Here is a 15362-nt window from a genome sequence, read left to right on the forward strand (position 1 = left end):
GCGGAAGCGGGATACTGACGTGACAGGCTGGCAGTTCTGGGTCGACCGAGGCGGCACCTTCACCGACATCGTCGCGAGGCGCCCCGACGGACGGCTGCTGACGCGCAAGGTGCTGTCCGACAACCCGGCTCCGGAGCACACCCGCCACCGCGAGGGCCGGGGGACACGCGGCACCGACGCGGCGGTCGTGGGCGTCCGCGAACTGCTGGCCGGATCCGACGACCCCGTCGACGCCGTGCGCATGGGGACCACCGTCGCCACCAACGCCCTTCTCGAGCGCAAGGGCGAACGGACCCTGCTGGTCGTCACCCGCGGCTTCCGCGACGCGCTGCGCATCGCCTACCAGAACCGCCCGCACATTTTTGCCCGCCGTATCGACCTGCCCGAGCTGTTGCACGAACGGGTCGTCGAGGTGGACGAACGCATCGCCGCCGACGGCACCGTCCTGCGCGCCCCCGACCTGGGCGCCCTCGCCGGACCGCTGCGACAGGCGTACGACGACGGCATCCGGGCCGTCGCCGTGGTCTGCGTGCACAGCCATCTCCACCCCGCCCACGAACAAGCGGTCGGGGAACTCGCCGCCCGCATCGGCTTCCCGCAGATCTCGCTGTCCAGCGAGGTCAGTCCCCTGATGAAGCTCGTCCCACGCGGCGACACCGCCGTCGTCGACGCCTACCTCTCGCCCGTGCTGCGCCGCTACGTCCGCCATGTCGCCGACGAGCTCGACGGCGTACGGCTGATGTTCATGCAGTCCAACGGCGGCCTCACCGAAGCCGGCCGGTTCCGCGGCAAGGACGCCGTCCTGTCCGGGCCGGCCGGCGGCATCGTCGGCATGGCCCGCATGTCGCAACTCGCCGGCTTCGACCGCGTCATCGGCTTCGACATGGGCGGCACCTCCACCGACGTCTCGCACTTCGCGGGCGAGTACGAACGCGTCTTCACCACACAGATCGCCGGAGTCCGGCTGCGCGCGCCCATGCTGGACATCCACACCGTCGCCGCAGGCGGCGGCTCGGTCCTCCACTTCGACGGCTCCCGCTACCGCGTGGGGCCGGACTCGGCGGGCGCCGACCCGGGCCCCGCCTGCTACCGGCGCGGCGGGCCGCTCACGGTCACCGACGCCAACGTCATGCTCGGCCGTATCCAGCCCGCCCACTTCCCCACGGTGTTCGGCCCGGACGGCGGCCGGCCCCTGGACGACGCACTCGTCCGCGACCGCTTCACCGTCCTCGCCGGCGAGATCCGCGAGCAGACCGGCGACGACCGCACCCCCGAGCGGGTCGCCGAGGGTTACCTGCGGATCGCCGTCGCCAACATCGCCGGCGCGGTGAAACGGATCTCCGTTCAAAAAGGCCATGACATCACCCGGTACGCCCTCACCACCTTCGGTGGAGCGGGCGGACAGCACGCGTGCATGGTCGCCGACTCCCTCGGCATCCGCACCGTCCTCGTCCCGCCCATGGCCGGTGTCCTGTCCGCGCTCGGCATCGGCCTCGCCGACACCACGGCCATGCGGGAACGCTCCGTCGAGGCCCTCCTGGAACCGTCCTCCATGCCCGGTGTCCACAAGACCGCCGGCGACCTCGAAGCGGCGGCCCGCGCGGAACTCCTCGCCGAGGACGTCCCCGAGGAGCGCATCGAGGTCATCCGCCGCGCCCAACTCCGCTACGACGGCACCGACACCACCCTCACGGTCGAACTGACCGAGCCCGGCACGATGCGGCACGTTTTCGAAGAACGTCATCGCGCCACGTACTCCTTCACGCTCGACCGCCCGATCGTCGTCGAAGCCCTCTCCGTCGAAGCCACCGGCATCACCGAACCCCCCGATCTCTCCGCCCTCGCTCCCCACGAAGACACCCCGCGACAGCGCACCGAGGCCCCACGGACCGTCCGCCTCCACACCGGCGGCACCTGGCGCGACGTACCCCTCCACCGCCGCGAGGACCTTCCCCCCGGCGAAACCGTCACCGGCCCCGCGATCATCACCGAGTCCGGAGCGACGACCGTCGTCGACGACGGCTGGCGGGCCGAGGCGACCGACGACGGGCATCTGGTCATGGAACGCGTCGCGGTTACGCAGAGTTCCCGAACCGGCACGGAAGTCGACCCCGTGCTGCTCGAGGTCTTCAACAACCTCTTCATGTCCATCGCCGAACAGATGGGCGCCCGCCTCGAGTCCACCGCCCAGTCGGTCAACATCAAGGAACGTCTGGACTTCTCCTGCGCCCTCTTCGACCCCGACGGAAACCTGGTGGCCAACGCCCCGCACATCCCCGTCCACCTGGGCTCGATGGGCACGAGCGTCAAGGAGGTCATCCGGCGGCGCGGCCCGGCCATGCGCCCCGGGGACACCTACGCCGTCAACGACCCGTACCACGGCGGCACCCATCTGCCCGACGTCACCGTCATCACCCCGGTCTTCGGCGCCGAGTTCGCCGACGGCACGGAGAGTGACCGGAAGGTCCTCTTCTACGTCGCCTCACGCGGCCACCACGCCGAGATCGGCGGCATCGCCCCGGGCTCCATGCCGGCCGACAGCCGCACCATGGACGAGGAGGGCGTCCTCTTCGACGACTGGCTGCTCACCGAGAACGGCCGCTTCCGTGAGGAGGAGACCCTCCGCCTCCTCACCGAGGCCCCCCACCCCTCCCGCAACCCGAAGACCAACCTCGCCGACCTGCGCGCCCAGATCGCCGCCAACCACAAGGGCGTCGACGAGGTCGGCCGCATGATCGAGAACTTCGGCCTCGACGTCGTCCAGGCCTACATGAAGCACGTCCAGGACAACGCCGAAGAAGCGGTGCGCCGCGTCATCGACGCCCTCGACGACGGCGCGTACGCCTACGAGACCGACTCGGGCGCCGTCATCCGCGTACGCGTCCGCGTGGACCGCGAGAACCGCTGCGCGACCATCGACTTCACCGGCACCTCCGCCCAGTTGCCCACCAACTTCAACGCCCCCTTCTCCGTCGTCAACGCGGCCGTCCTGTACGTCTTCCGCACCCTGGTCACCGACGACATCCCGCTCAACGACGGCTGTCTGCGCCCGCTGGACATCATCGTGCCGCCGGGCTCCATGCTGGCTCCCGAGCCGCCGGCCGCCGTCGTCGCGGGCAATGTGGAGACCTCCCAGGCCATCACCGGTGCCCTGTACGCGGCCCTCGGCGTCCAGGCGGAGGGCTCCGGCACCATGAACAACGTCACCTTCGGCAACGCCCGCCACCAGTACTACGAAACCGTCGCCTCCGGCTCGGGCGCCGGAGACGGCTTCCCCGGCGCATCCGTCGTACAGACCCACATGACCAACTCCCGGCTCACCGACCCCGAGATCCTGGAGTGGCGGCTTCCCGTCCGCCTCGAGGAGTTCGCGGTGCGCCACGGCAGCGGCGGCGCCGGACGCTGGCGCGGCGGGGACGGAGCCGTGCGCCGCATCCGCTTCCTGGAGTCCATGACGGTCTCCACGCTGTCCCAGCACCGCAGGGTCCCCCCGTACGGCATGGCCGGAGGTGAACCCGGCACACCGGGCGCCCACCGGATCGAACGAGCGGACGGCACGGTCACCCGGCTCGCCGGAAGCGACTCGGCGGACGTCGGACCCGGCGACGTGCTCGTCGTCGAAACCCCCGGCGGCGGGGGATACGGCCCGCCGCCCGAACCCCATCAAGCAGGAGAAGAGATCGATGATCTTCGGGCGTTCTGAGCGCGGCAAGCCCCCGGTCGAGCCCGTCACGCTCAAGATCCTGGTGGCCGGCGGCTTCGGCGTGGGCAAGACCACGCTCGTCGGCGCGGTCAGCGAGATCCGGCCGCTGCGCACCGAGGAACTCCTCACCGAGGCGGGGCGCCCGGTCGACGACACCTCCGGCGTGGAAGCCAAGAACACCACCACCGTGGCCATGGACTTCGGCCGCATCACGCTCCGCGAGGACCTGGTGCTGTACCTCTTCGGCACGCCCGGTCAGGAGCGGTTCTGGTTCATGTGGGACGAGCTGTCCGAGGGCGCACTCGGAGCCGTCGTCCTCGCCGACACCCGGCGCCTGGAGGACTGTTTCGCGGCCATCGACTACTTCGAGCGGCGCGCCATCCCGTTCCTCGTCGGTGTCAACTGCTTCGAGGGAGCGGCGCGCTACCCGGACGAGGACGTCCGCCGCGCCCTCGACCTCGACGACCACGTACCGCTGCTGATGTGCGACGCGCGGGACCGCGAGTCGGTCAAGGAGACCCTCATCGGCGTCGTCCAGCACGCCATGGCCCGGGCCGCACAGCGACGCCAGACAGTCGGCACCTGAGACGGCGGCAGGTCCACGGCCGTACTCCCGCCGACCGGAGCACAGGCCGCGGACCCGGAGAACGACGCACCACGCGCGTGTGGTCAGCCGTCGCCCTCCCCCGTCGTTCGTGCGGAGGTTCGTTCAGAAGGCTGCGTTGAAGACCAGCCCGGACAGCGCCCCGCCGATGAGCGGTCCCACGATCGGAACCCACGCGTAGCCCCAGTCCGAGGTGCCCTTGTTGGGAATCGGGAGCAGCGCGTGCACGACGCGCGGCCCGAGGTCGCGGGCCGGGTTGATGGCGTACCCCGTGGGGCCGCCGAGCGACAGGCCGATGCCGACCACCAGGAACGAGACGATCAGGATCGCCGTGCCCGACTCGCCGAGCCCCTCGGTGAGCCCGAACGCCAGGATCGGCAGCACCAGGCCCATGGTCGCGATGATCTCGGTGACGAGGTTCGCGACGGGGTTGCGGATGGTGGGGGCCGTGGAGAAGATCCCGAGCGTCGGCTGGGCCATGTCCTCCTCGGCGTTGGCCTGGAACTGCGCGTAGTAGACCAGCCAGCACAGCACGGCGCCCAGCATCGCGCCGGCCATCTGCCCGGCGACGTAGACGTGGACGTGGTCCCACTCCCCGGTGTCGATGGCGATCCCGAGGGTGACCGCCGGGTTGAGATGCCCACCCGACAGCGGGGCGGCGGTGTACGCCCCGGCCATCACGCCGAAACCCCAGCCCAGCGCGATGACGACCCAGCCGGCGTCCTTCGCCTTCGAGTAGTTGAGTACGACGGCGGCGACCACACCGGCGCCGAACAGGATCAGGATCGCGGTGCCGATGATCTCCCCGACGAATATGTCTCCGTTGCTCATGGCGGCTCCTAGGCCCCGGCCCGGGACGATCCGCCCCGGACCTCGCGTGCAGGGTGCGTTTCCCATGGCGACTTCAGCCGGAGGCAGGGAGGATCCGCGCCCCGCCCGGCGTCCGTGACGAGCGTGCCGTCGCAGCCGAATCGCCCGTGGGGGAGTGGTCCGTGCCGCAGGAATACCTCAGCGGTGACGTGCCGGAATGCGCCGAGATGTACGGCGATGTCGACTGACACCGGGAAGTGTTCACCGGCACTCGGGGGGCGTCAAGGTCGCCGACCGCAACGGTTATCGGCCACCCGGCCGGAAACGCCACCTCCGCGGCGGCGCGGGCGCTCGACGGTCCGGGGAAGGGTCCTTCCCCGGAGGGGCCGACTCCTGATAGACGCAGGAGACATGACACGACTCTCCCTCGCGGTACGCGGTCTGGTCACCGTCGTCGCCGCCCTGCTCGCCGCGACCGCCGCCTCCGCCACCGCCTCCGCCACCGCCCGGGCGAAGCCCGAACCCCAGGCGCCCCGCGACTTCGTGGCACTGAACAGCGTGGACCCGACGATCATCCAGGAGATCCGTTACTTCACTCCGCACAACTTCGTCGGCGAGCCCATCGCCGGCTACCGGCAACCGCTGTGCATCCTCACCCGCCCCGCCGCCGACGCCCTCCACACGGCGCAGCGGAAGCTGCTGCGTCAGGGCTACTCCCTGAAGGTGTACGACTGTTACCGGCCACAGCGCGCGGTGGACCACTTCGTACGCTGGGCCAAGGACCTCGACGACCAGAGGATGAAGACCGAGTTCTACCCGAACGTCGACAAGACCCGGTTGTTCGCCGACGGCTACATCGCGGAGAAATCCGGCCACAGCCGTGGCTCGACCGTGGACCTCACCATCGTGAAGCTCCCCACGAAGCCGGCAAGGCCTTACCATCCCGGACAGCCCCTCGCCCCCTGCTTCGCCCCCGAGGACGAGCGGTTCCCCGACACCTCCGTCGACATGGGCACCGGCTACGACTGCTTCGACACCCTCAGCCACACCCTCGACCCGCGTGTCCAGGGCGAACAACACGCCAACCGGCTGCTCCTCAAGAACACCCTGGAAGACCTCGGCTTCGTGAACCTCGCCGAGGAGTGGTGGCACTACACCTTCAAGCCGGAGAGCCACCCGGACACCTACTTCGACTTCCCGGTGTCCCGGAGGTCACTCACCGGCCACAACTGACCGGCCCCCGGAGACGCCCCCACCGTGATCGGATACAGTCCGCGCGTGTCCGAAACTCATGCCATGGCTCCCGACTCCGCGCCGGACTCCCACTGTTCGAGCTGCGGCACGGCCTTCGGAGAGGGCGTCTCCGGCCGGCCCCGCACCTGCCCGTCCTGCGGCACCGTCGCCTACCGCAACCCGCTGCCGGTCGCGGTCGCCCTCCAGCCCGTGTACGACACGCAGGGCACCGGTCTCGTCGTCATCACCCGCACCATCGCGCCCGCGCGCGGGCGTACCGCCCTGCCCGGCGGTTATATAGACGACCGCGAGGACTGGCGCCAGGCCGTCGTCCGTGAACTCGGGGAAGAGACCGGCATCGTCGCGGCGAGCCGCGACGTACGGCTCGCCGACGCCATGAGCTCACCCGACGGACACCTGCTGCTGTTCGGGCTCCTCCCGGAACGCCCCGTGGAAGACCTGCCGCCCTTCACCGGCACCGACGAGACCGAGGACCGCCACCTGCTGCGCCGCCCGGAGGAACTCGCGTTCCCCCTGCACACCCTGGCCGCACGGGCCTGGTTCGAGGGCCGCTACATCTGACCCTCACCCGTGCCCAGCCCGCGGACGCGCACCGGACAGGGCGGCTCCACGCCACCGTCCTCGCCCTCCCGCTCGACGACGATCCGCGGACCCGACCACCGCACCGTGTAACGCTCGATCTCCGGCTCCTCCCAGCCCTCGCCGGCATCCGGCACCACCAGCCCGCCCCCGGTCCGCCCCCGGGCCGGTGCCCACACCTCCAGCTCCGGACCGCCGTCCTCCCCCAGCACCGGAAGAACGGCACCCCCGCGCGCGAACACCGGTATCCGACCCAGCGGCGCGTCGACCCACACCCGGGCCGGCCCGTCGTACGCCCGTCCCGTCGCCGTGTCGTACCACCGCCCGCGCGGCAGCTGGACCGCCCGCCGCTCCACACCCGGCGCGAGCACCGGCGCCACCAGCAGACAGTCACCCAGCAGAAAGGCGTCCTCGCAGTCGCGCAACGCGCGCTCCTCGGGCGCCGACCACCACAACGGCCGCACATACGGCGCTCCGGTACGCCGGGCCAGATGCGCCAGCGTCATGAAGTACGGCAGCAGCCGCCGGCGTTCGACGAGCGCCACGCGCGCGTGCTCGAGAACGTCCGCGCCGAGCTCCCACGGCTCACCCCGGTCCGCACGCGCACCGGCATGGGTGCGGAAGAACGGAAGATAGGCCCCCAACTGGAGCCCACGCAGATACAGCTCGGGTGACGCCTCCCCGCCGGAACCGCCGACGTCCGGGCCCGCGTAGGGAACACCGCACAGGCCCAGCCCCAGCACCAGCGACAACGCCGCCCGTATCCCGGGCCACCCCGTCATCACCTCGCCCGACCACGCCCCGCCGTGACGCTGCATACCGGCCCACCCGGAACGCGACAACACGAACGGCCGCTCCCGGGGAGCCTGCTCCCGCAGCCCCTCGTACGCCGCCCGGGCCATGCACAGCCCGTACACGTTGTGCGCCTCGCGATGGTCACCTCCGTGCCCGTCCAGCGCGTGGCGCGCCGACCGCGGCAGCGTCGGCTCGCCGAAGGCCGTGAAGGACGTCGGCTCGTCCATGCTGTGCCAGAAGCCAGCGAACCCCTGCGCCAGCCGCTCCGTGTACAAACCGCCCCACCACGCACGCACGCGCGCGTGCGTGAAGTCCGGGAAGACCACCTCTCCGGCCCGTCCGACCCCTTCCACGACCTTCTCGGCGGCGTCCCGCACGAACGCGTCCCGCTCCACCCCCTCGTCGTACACGGTGGTGCCGGGTGCCGCGCCGACCGCCGGACCGACGGCCGACACCAGCCTGATCCCCTCGCGCCGCAGTTCGTCCGCGAGAACCGGCAGTTTGGGGAACCGCTCCTGGTCCACGGTGAACACCTGACGGACATCGAAGTGCTCGATGCCGAGGTGCACGGCGTCGAGCGGCAGCCCGTGCTCCCGGTGCCCCGCGACGATCCGCCGCACCTCCTCCTCGCTGCCGAAAACCCCTCGCGCGTGATGGTGACCGAGCGCCCACGCGGGCGGCAGCGCCGGCGCACCGGTGAGCGAGGCCCAGGCGAGCAGCACCCGCGCGGGAGCACCCACCATCACCCAGCAGCGCAGCGGGCCCCCGTCCATGCGCAGCTCGCTCGTCCCGGTCCGGTCGTGTCCGGAACCGGCACCCTCCTCACCCTCCCGCAGCGTCACGGTGCCGTCCCACGAGCTGTCGTGGAACACCAGATGCGTGCCCGCGTCGGCCACCACCATCTGTACCGGCATCGTGACGGACAGAGGATCGTCGCCGGGGCCGACAGCACGACCGGGCGCGGCGTTCCACAACCGGTACGTGCCGTCCCGCAGCCGGGGACCCGACGCACGCCCCCCGAGCCCGAAGAAACGCGCGTCGGCCGGCACCTCGGACCGCTGCATCCAGCGCGCGGCACCACCGCCCACCGGCTCCCACCACCGTGGCGGCAGATCGCGCCGCAGCATCACACCCCCCGGGGTGAGCACCTCCACCGCGCCGTGCCGCGAGACCACCACCGTCACCCGCTCGGCCACCACCCGCCAGCCACCGTCCTTGTCCGGCTCCAGCGCGGCCCGCGGATCCGGATCGGGACAGCGGCCGGCCAGCGCGTACGACGGCTCCGGAGCAGCCCCGTCCCAGCCCCAGAAAACCGCCCCGTTCACCGCCACGAAGATCCGCAACTCCGAGCGGCCGAACCTGACCAGCCCACCGCCGAGCCCCGGCTCCACCTCCCGCACGGTTCCGGGCACCCGCGCACGCACCGGCCCCCGCGGCGGCAGCCCGGTGGCGTCGGCCCGCCGCCTGCGCCACGCTGCTCGTACGGTACGCAACCCCTGAGCCGCCCCCACCGAACCGACCGATTTCACCGAACGCACCAGGTCACGACCGTCCATGCTGCTCACCCTGCCATTGACCGCGCCCACCACGCGGGTCGTTCAACTGCCGTTCACCCGTGATCGGACCACATCTTCACGACACGGACTATGTGGGGGACGCCCTGGTGCGGAAGTCGATCACATGGCATCGTCCCTGTCAGCCGCGTCACGCGCACACCCCAGCCCGTGCGCGGAGGACGCACACGACGCGCACAGTCCGGGAGCCGCCCCATGTCGACCGTGAACCCCCAGCCACTCTGGCAGCCGAGCCGGGAACAGATCGCCCAGGCACGGATCACTGCATTCCGGACGTGGGCCGCCGAACGCCACGGGGCCCCCGCCGAGGGCGGTTACACGGCGCTCCACCGCTGGTCCGTGGACGAACTGGACACCTTCTGGAAAGCGGTCACGGAGTGGTTCGACGTCCGCTTCTCGACCCCCTACGTGCGCGTCCTGGGCGACCGTTCGATGCCCGGCGCCCAGTGGTTCCCCGGAGCCACGCTGAACTACGCCGAACACGCGCTGCGCGCCACCGCCTCCCGCGCGGAGGAAGCGGCCCTGCTGTACGTCGACGAAACCCATGACCCGCGCCCCGTTACCTGGGCCGAGCTGCGCCGCCAGGTCGGCTCCCTGGCGGCCGAGCTGCGCTCCCTGGGCGTGCGCCCAGGAGACCGAGTCAGCGGATACCTCCCGAACATCCCCCAGGCCGTCGTCGCCCTCCTCGCCACGGCGGCCGTGGGCGGCGTATGGACCTCCTGCGCACCCGACTTCGGCGCACGCAGCGTCCTCGACCGCTTCCAGCAGGTCGAACCCGTCGTCCTGTTCACCGTCGACGGCTACCGCTACGGCGGCAAGGAACACGACCGACGCGACGTCGTCGCCGAACTGCGCCGCGAACTGCCCACCCTGCGCGCCGTCGTGCACATCCCCCTGCTCGGCACCGAGGCCCCCGACGGGGCACTGGACTGGTCCGCCCTCACCGCAGCGGACACCGAACCGGTCTTCGAGCAGGTGCCCTTCGACCACCCGCTGTGGGTGCTCTACTCCTCCGGCACCACCGGACTGCCCAAGGCGATCGTCCAGTCCCAGGGCGGCATCCTCGTCGAACACCTCAAGCAACTCGGTCTCCACTGCGACCTGGGCCCCGATGACCGCTTCTTCTGGTACACCTCCACCGGCTGGATGATGTGGAACTTCCTCGTCTCCGGCCTCCTGACCGGAACGACGATCGTCCTGTACGACGGCAGCCCCGGCTACCCGGACACGGGCGCCCAGTGGCGCATCGCCGAACGCACCGGCGCCACCCTCTACGGCACCTCCGCCGCCTACGTCATGGCATGCCGCAAGGCCGGCGTGCACCCCTCGCGCGACTTCGACCTCTCCGCGGTGAGGTGCGTCGCGACCACCGGATCCCCCCTGCCCCCCGACGGCTTCCGCTGGCTGCACGACGAGGTCCGCGACGACTTGTGGATCGCCTCCGTCAGCGGCGGGACGGACGTGTGCTCCTGCTTCGCCGGAGCCGTACCCACCCTTCCCGTCCACATCGGCGAACTCCAGGCCCCCGGCCTGGGCACGGATCTGCAGTCCTGGGACCCCGGCGGCAAGCCCCTGACCGACGAGGTCGGCGAACTCGTGGTCACCAACCCGATGCCCTCCATGCCGATCCACTTCTGGAACGACCCCGACGGCACCCGCTACCACGACAGCTACTTCGACACCTACCCCGGCGTCTGGCGGCACGGCGACTGGATCACCCTCACCTCCCGGGGCTCCGTCGTCATCCACGGCCGCTCCGACTCCACGCTCAACCGCCAGGGCGTCCGCATGGGATCGGCCGACATCTACGAAGCCGTGGAACGCCTCCCCGAGATCAGGGAATCCCTCGTCATCGGCATCGAACAGCCCGACGGCGGCTACTGGATGCCCCTGTTCGTCCACCTGGCACCCGGCGCCACCCTCGACGAGGACCTGCGCGGCCGCATCAAGAAGACCATCCGCGGACAACTGTCACCGCGCCACGTCCCCGACGAGATCATCGAGGTACCCGGCGTCCCGCACACCCTCACCGGCAAACGCATCGAGGTCCCGGTCAAGCGCCTCCTGCAGGGCACTCCGCTGGAAAAGGCGGTCAACCCGGGATCCATCGACAACCTCGGCCTGCTCGCCTTCTACGAGGAACTCGCCCGCAAGCGCGCCTGACCCGCCACGCTGAGAAGACCGGCTCCCCCTCCGGCCGGGCGCCGTTGTCAGTGCCGACGATTACTGTGAGTGAGCATTGATCGACTGTGCACAGGGGGAGACATGGCGTACACCGACCACCGGACCTTGCGACGCGTCCTGCACCGCGAAGTCGCGGGCACCATCGGCCTGCTGGCCGACGAGCACGACTTCCGCGCCATGCGGCGCTACGACAGCTTCGTCTTCGACGACCACACCACCTACCTCAAACACATGGAAGCCGTCCTCAGGACGCGCGCGCTGCAGGGCGGCCACACCACGGTGGCCCTTTTCGACCCCGAGGACTACGCCGAGTACTGCGCGGAAACGGGCCTCGACCCCGACAGCCACACCAGCCGCACAAAGTTCACGGCCGCACTCGCGTCCACCGGCTCCACGGTCCCCTACGACGGCCGCCCGCTGGCCGACCTCCTGCCCACCCTCGTCGACGAGGCCGTCCGCCGCGCCACCTGGGAGTACGCGGCCGCGCTCCTCGCCCGCCTCGGCGCCTGCGCCTCGTGTGGTGAGGACCTGGGCCGCGCCGCCTTCACGCGCGCCTCACACCTCCTCGTCCGCATTCTCGACACGGCACCCCCCGGCGAGCGGCACCTCGTGTGCAGCGTCTCCGGACCACCCGAAACGCTCGTCGCAGTCCTGCGCGCCGAGGACATCTCCGGCCGGATGGAACTCGACGAGTCCGAAGCCCTCGAATTCACCACCGTCCTGGCCGTCGGCCTCGCCACCGAGAGCCCCGGCGGACTGGTCATGCGGACCAGCAAACCCGGCAGCCCCGACCGGATCCACGGCTGGCGACTGCGCGCCCACGGTCTCGAACCCCTCACCGCCGGCGAGGTCTTCGACGCCTACTGCACCGACGCCGAGTCCGGAGACCTCATCTCTCCGGAGTCCAACGTCGACTACTGCGAGCCGCCCGACCTCGGCGAGGGACCGGGCACGGCCCACCGCCACTGAGCCGGAAACGCCCGGGGGCGGCCCCCCCCCCCCGGGGGGGGCCCCCCGGGGCCCCCCCCCCCCCCCCCCCCCGGCGGGGGCCCCCCCCCCCCCCCCCCCCCCGCCGGCGCCCCCCCCCCCCCCGCCCGGGGGCCCCCCCCCCCCCCCGCCGCCCCCCCCCCCCCCCGGGGGGGGGCCGGGGCCCCCCCCCCCCCCCCGGCCCCCCCCCCCCCGGGGGGCCCCCCCCCCCGGGGGGGGCCCCCCCCCGGGGACACCGATCGCCGACCGGCCCGGTCCGGCTACTCGCCCGACAGCACCGCCTGAGCGGCGTCACGGGCATCCGCGGCATTGTCCGCCGCCCGGGCCGCCGCCGCGGCCCGCTCACACTGCGCCAGCGTGAACTTCGCCAGCGACGCCCGTACATACGGGATGGACGCCGCCCCCATGGAGAGAGAGGTGACCCCCAGACCGGTCAGCACACACGCGAGCAGCGGGTCGGAAGCGGCCTCACCGCAGACACCACAGCTCTTGCCCTCGGCCTTCGCCGCCTCGGCGGAAAGCGCCACCAGGTCGAGCAGCGCGGGCTGCCACGGATCCTGCAGCCGGGAGACCGCACCCACCTGACGGTCCGCGGCGAACGTGTACTGCGCCAGGTCGTTCGTGCCCAGCGACAGGAACTCCACCTCCTGCAGCACCGAGCGCGCCCGCAGCGCGGCGGACGGAATCTCGACCATCGCGCCGAACTTCGCCCGCAGCCCCGCTTCCCGGCAGGCGTCCGCGAAGGCCTTGGCATCGGCCCGGTCGGCCACCATCGGGGCCATGACCTCGAGGTGGACGGGCAGTCCCTCGGCGGCCTTGGCCAGCGCCGTCAGCTGCGTACGCAGCACCCCGGGGTGATCGAGCAGCGTCCGCAGACCACGCACGCCCAGCGCCGGGTTCGGCTCGTCCGCCGGAGTGAGGAAGTCCAGCGGCTTGTCCGCGCCCGCGTCCAGCACCCGCACCACGACACGGCCCTCGGGGAACGCCTTGAGCACCTGACGGTAGGCCGTGACCTGCTTCTCCTCGGAAGGAGCCTTCTTGTCGTCGTCGAGGAACAGGAACTCGGTACGGAAGAGACCGACGCCCTCCGCACCCGCCTCCACGGCGGCCGCCACATCCGCCGGGCCACCGATGTTGGCCAGCAGCGGCACCTTGTGACCGTCGGCGGTCGCACCGGGCCCGGTCGACGCAGCCAGCGCCGCCTTGCGCTCGGCCGCCGCCTCCTCGAGCTGAGCCTTCTTCTCGTCGTTCGGGTTCACGAAGATCTCGCCGCTGCTGCCGTCGACCGCTATCAGCGTGCCCTCGGCGAGTTCACCGGCACCCGGCAGGGCGACCACGGCAGGGACACCGAGGGCGCGGGCCAGGATCGCGCTGTGGCTGGTGGGGCCGCCCTCCTCGGTCACGAAGCCGAGCACCAGCGTCGGGTCGAGCAGAGCCGTGTCCGCCGGCGCGAGATCGCGGGCCACGAGGACGTACGGCTCGTCGCTGTCCGGTACACCCGGCATCGGCACTCCGAGCAGCCGCGCGACGATACGGTTCCGCACGTCGTCGAGGTCGGCCACGCGGCCCGCCAGGTATTCACCGGCATTCGCGAGCAACTCGCGGTACGCGGCGAACGCGTCGTACACCGCACGCTCAGCGGTGCTGCCGACGGCGATGCGCCGCTCCACGTCGGCCATCAGCTCGGGGTCCTGAGCCATCATGGCCTGCGCCTCGAGCACCGCCTGGGCCTCGCCCCCGGCGAGGTTGCCGCGCGCCGTCAGATCGGCCGCGACCGCCTCCACGGCCTTGCGGGCGCGCCCTTGCTCACGCTCCGCCTCCTCCGCCGGGATCTGCTTGGCCGGCGGCTCGAGCACCGCCGTACCCATGTGCCGTACCTCGCCGATCGCCACACCGTGGCTGACACCGACGCCTCGCAGCGTTGTCTCCATCTCACCCGTCTCCGGTAGAGCGGCGGGCTCCGCCGCCGCGTTGGTTGTCCTGGTGGCCGTCACGGGACGGCGCCGCGTCACTTCCAGAGGAAGAGGGTGTCGCCGGCCTTCACGTCGCCGTCGTCACGAAGCTCGGAGAGAGCGTCCGCCGTTGCCTCCAGGGCCACGACCGGGCACACCGGGGACTTGCCGGCGGCTTCGACGGCGGCCGGGTTCCAGCGCACGATGCCCTGGCCGCGCGTCACGGTGTCACCCTTGTTGACGAGCAGCTCGAAGCCCTCGCCGTTGAGCTGCACGGTGTCGATACCGAGATGGGTGAGCACGCCGTGCCCGCTCTCGTCGACGACGACGAACGCGTGCGGGTGCAGAGAGACGATCACACCGTCGACGGGGGAGACGGCCTCGGAGGGCTCCCGCGCGGGGTCGATCGCCATACCCGGGCCGACCATGGCCCCGGAGAAGACCGGGTCGGGCACGGACACCAGTCCGATGGCCCGTCCTGCGAGCGGGGACGTCACGGTGGTCATGGGAAGCCTCCCAGGCATGGAGATCTGTACGTACGCCGCCGTCACTGCCTGCCTCCGGCGCGCTGTTCAGCAGCGTATGTCATGTGACGTACCGGTTCCGGGGGACAGGTCCGGATCAGTGGTCTAGACGAGAGGTCTAGACCACGCACTCTAATCGATTTGCACATGGTCCGCGACCCCGTGTAGAGTCGTACTCCTGCTCGGGGATGAGCGGCGCGAACAGACGCCCCTCTCTCGACAGCAATCCAACTCGTCAGATCCTATCTTTGGATCACTTCTTGCGTGTCTGCGAGACGGTGGTCAGAGGGTCGGAAAAAGACTGATAGAGTCGGAAACGCAAGACCGAAGGGAAGCGCCCGGAGGAAAGCCCGAGAGGGTGAGTACAAAGGAAGCGTCCGTTCCTTGAGAACTCAA

At 71.2% G+C, this 15362-nt stretch carries 10 protein-coding genes; 6 read left to right on the forward strand and 4 right to left on the reverse strand.

Features of this window, described 5'->3' with window-relative positions:
- Nucleotides 1–19 precede the first annotated feature (19 nt).
- A complete protein-coding gene (locus ACH4VX_RS22815) occupies nucleotides 20–3703 on the forward strand; it encodes a hydantoinase B/oxoprolinase family protein (protein ID WP_398369562.1) in 3684 nt (1227 codons plus the stop codon).
- Complete coding sequence (locus ACH4VX_RS22820; RefSeq protein ID WP_398369564.1) at nucleotides 3684–4289, forward strand: GTP-binding protein; 606 nt, start codon at nucleotides 3684–3686, stop codon at nucleotides 4287–4289. Before ACH4VX_RS22815 ends, ACH4VX_RS22820 begins: the two co-directional genes overlap by 20 nt.
- 123 nt (nucleotides 4290–4412) lie before the next feature.
- On the opposite strand, the gene ACH4VX_RS22825 is transcribed toward ACH4VX_RS22820, so the two are convergent.
- Nucleotides 4413–5138 (reverse strand): MIP/aquaporin family protein, encoded by a 726-nt coding sequence (locus ACH4VX_RS22825; protein ID WP_398369566.1) that lies wholly within the window; start codon nucleotides 5136–5138, stop codon nucleotides 4413–4415.
- A 390-nt stretch (nucleotides 5139–5528) separates the two neighbouring features.
- On the opposite strand from ACH4VX_RS22825, the gene ACH4VX_RS22830 reads away from it, so the two are divergent.
- On the forward strand, nucleotides 5529–6350 hold the full coding sequence (locus ACH4VX_RS22830) for a M15 family metallopeptidase (RefSeq protein ID WP_398369568.1): 822 nt from the start codon (nucleotides 5529–5531) through the stop codon (nucleotides 6348–6350).
- 63 nt (nucleotides 6351–6413) lie between these two features.
- On the forward strand, nucleotides 6414–6932 hold the full coding sequence (locus ACH4VX_RS22835; RefSeq protein ID WP_398369591.1) for an NUDIX domain-containing protein: 519 nt from the start codon (nucleotides 6414–6416) through the stop codon (nucleotides 6930–6932).
- On the opposite strand, the gene ACH4VX_RS22840 is transcribed toward ACH4VX_RS22835, so the two are convergent.
- Entirely contained in the window at nucleotides 6923–9301 is a 2379-nt protein-coding gene (locus tag ACH4VX_RS22840) for a glycoside hydrolase family 31 protein (RefSeq protein ID WP_398369569.1), read from the reverse strand. The genes ACH4VX_RS22835 and ACH4VX_RS22840 overlap by 10 nt on opposite strands.
- Before the next feature lie 213 nt (nucleotides 9302–9514).
- Between ACH4VX_RS22840 and ACH4VX_RS22845 the strand changes: the two genes are divergently transcribed.
- Both ACH4VX_RS22845 and ACH4VX_RS22850 read left to right on the forward strand, forming a co-directional pair.
- Nucleotides 9515–11482, forward strand: a complete 1968-nt coding sequence (locus ACH4VX_RS22845; protein ID WP_398369571.1) for an acetoacetate--CoA ligase — start codon at nucleotides 9515–9517, stop codon at nucleotides 11480–11482.
- A 102-nt stretch (nucleotides 11483–11584) separates the two neighbouring features.
- On the forward strand, nucleotides 11585–12472 hold the full coding sequence (locus ACH4VX_RS22850) for a hypothetical protein (RefSeq protein WP_398369573.1): 888 nt from the start codon (nucleotides 11585–11587) through the stop codon (nucleotides 12470–12472).
- Nucleotides 12473–12750: 278 nt separating this feature from the next.
- Here the strand turns inward: ACH4VX_RS22850 and ptsP are convergent, their stop codons facing one another.
- The gene (gene ptsP, locus ACH4VX_RS22855; RefSeq protein ID WP_398369575.1) at nucleotides 12751–14421 is read right to left on the reverse strand and encodes a phosphoenolpyruvate--protein phosphotransferase; all 1671 of its coding nucleotides are present in this window, start codon (nucleotides 14419–14421) and stop codon (nucleotides 12751–12753) included.
- A gap of 77 nt (nucleotides 14422–14498) precedes the next feature.
- Nucleotides 14499–14948, reverse strand: coding sequence for a PTS glucose transporter subunit IIA (locus ACH4VX_RS22860; RefSeq protein WP_398369577.1), 450 nt, complete (start codon nucleotides 14946–14948; stop codon nucleotides 14499–14501).
- Nucleotides 14949–15362 lie beyond the last annotated feature (414 nt).

Origin of the sequence: Streptomyces sp. NPDC020731, assembly GCF_044334705.1 — a bacterium.
Classification (GTDB): domain Bacteria; phylum Actinomycetota; class Actinomycetes; order Streptomycetales; family Streptomycetaceae; genus Streptomyces.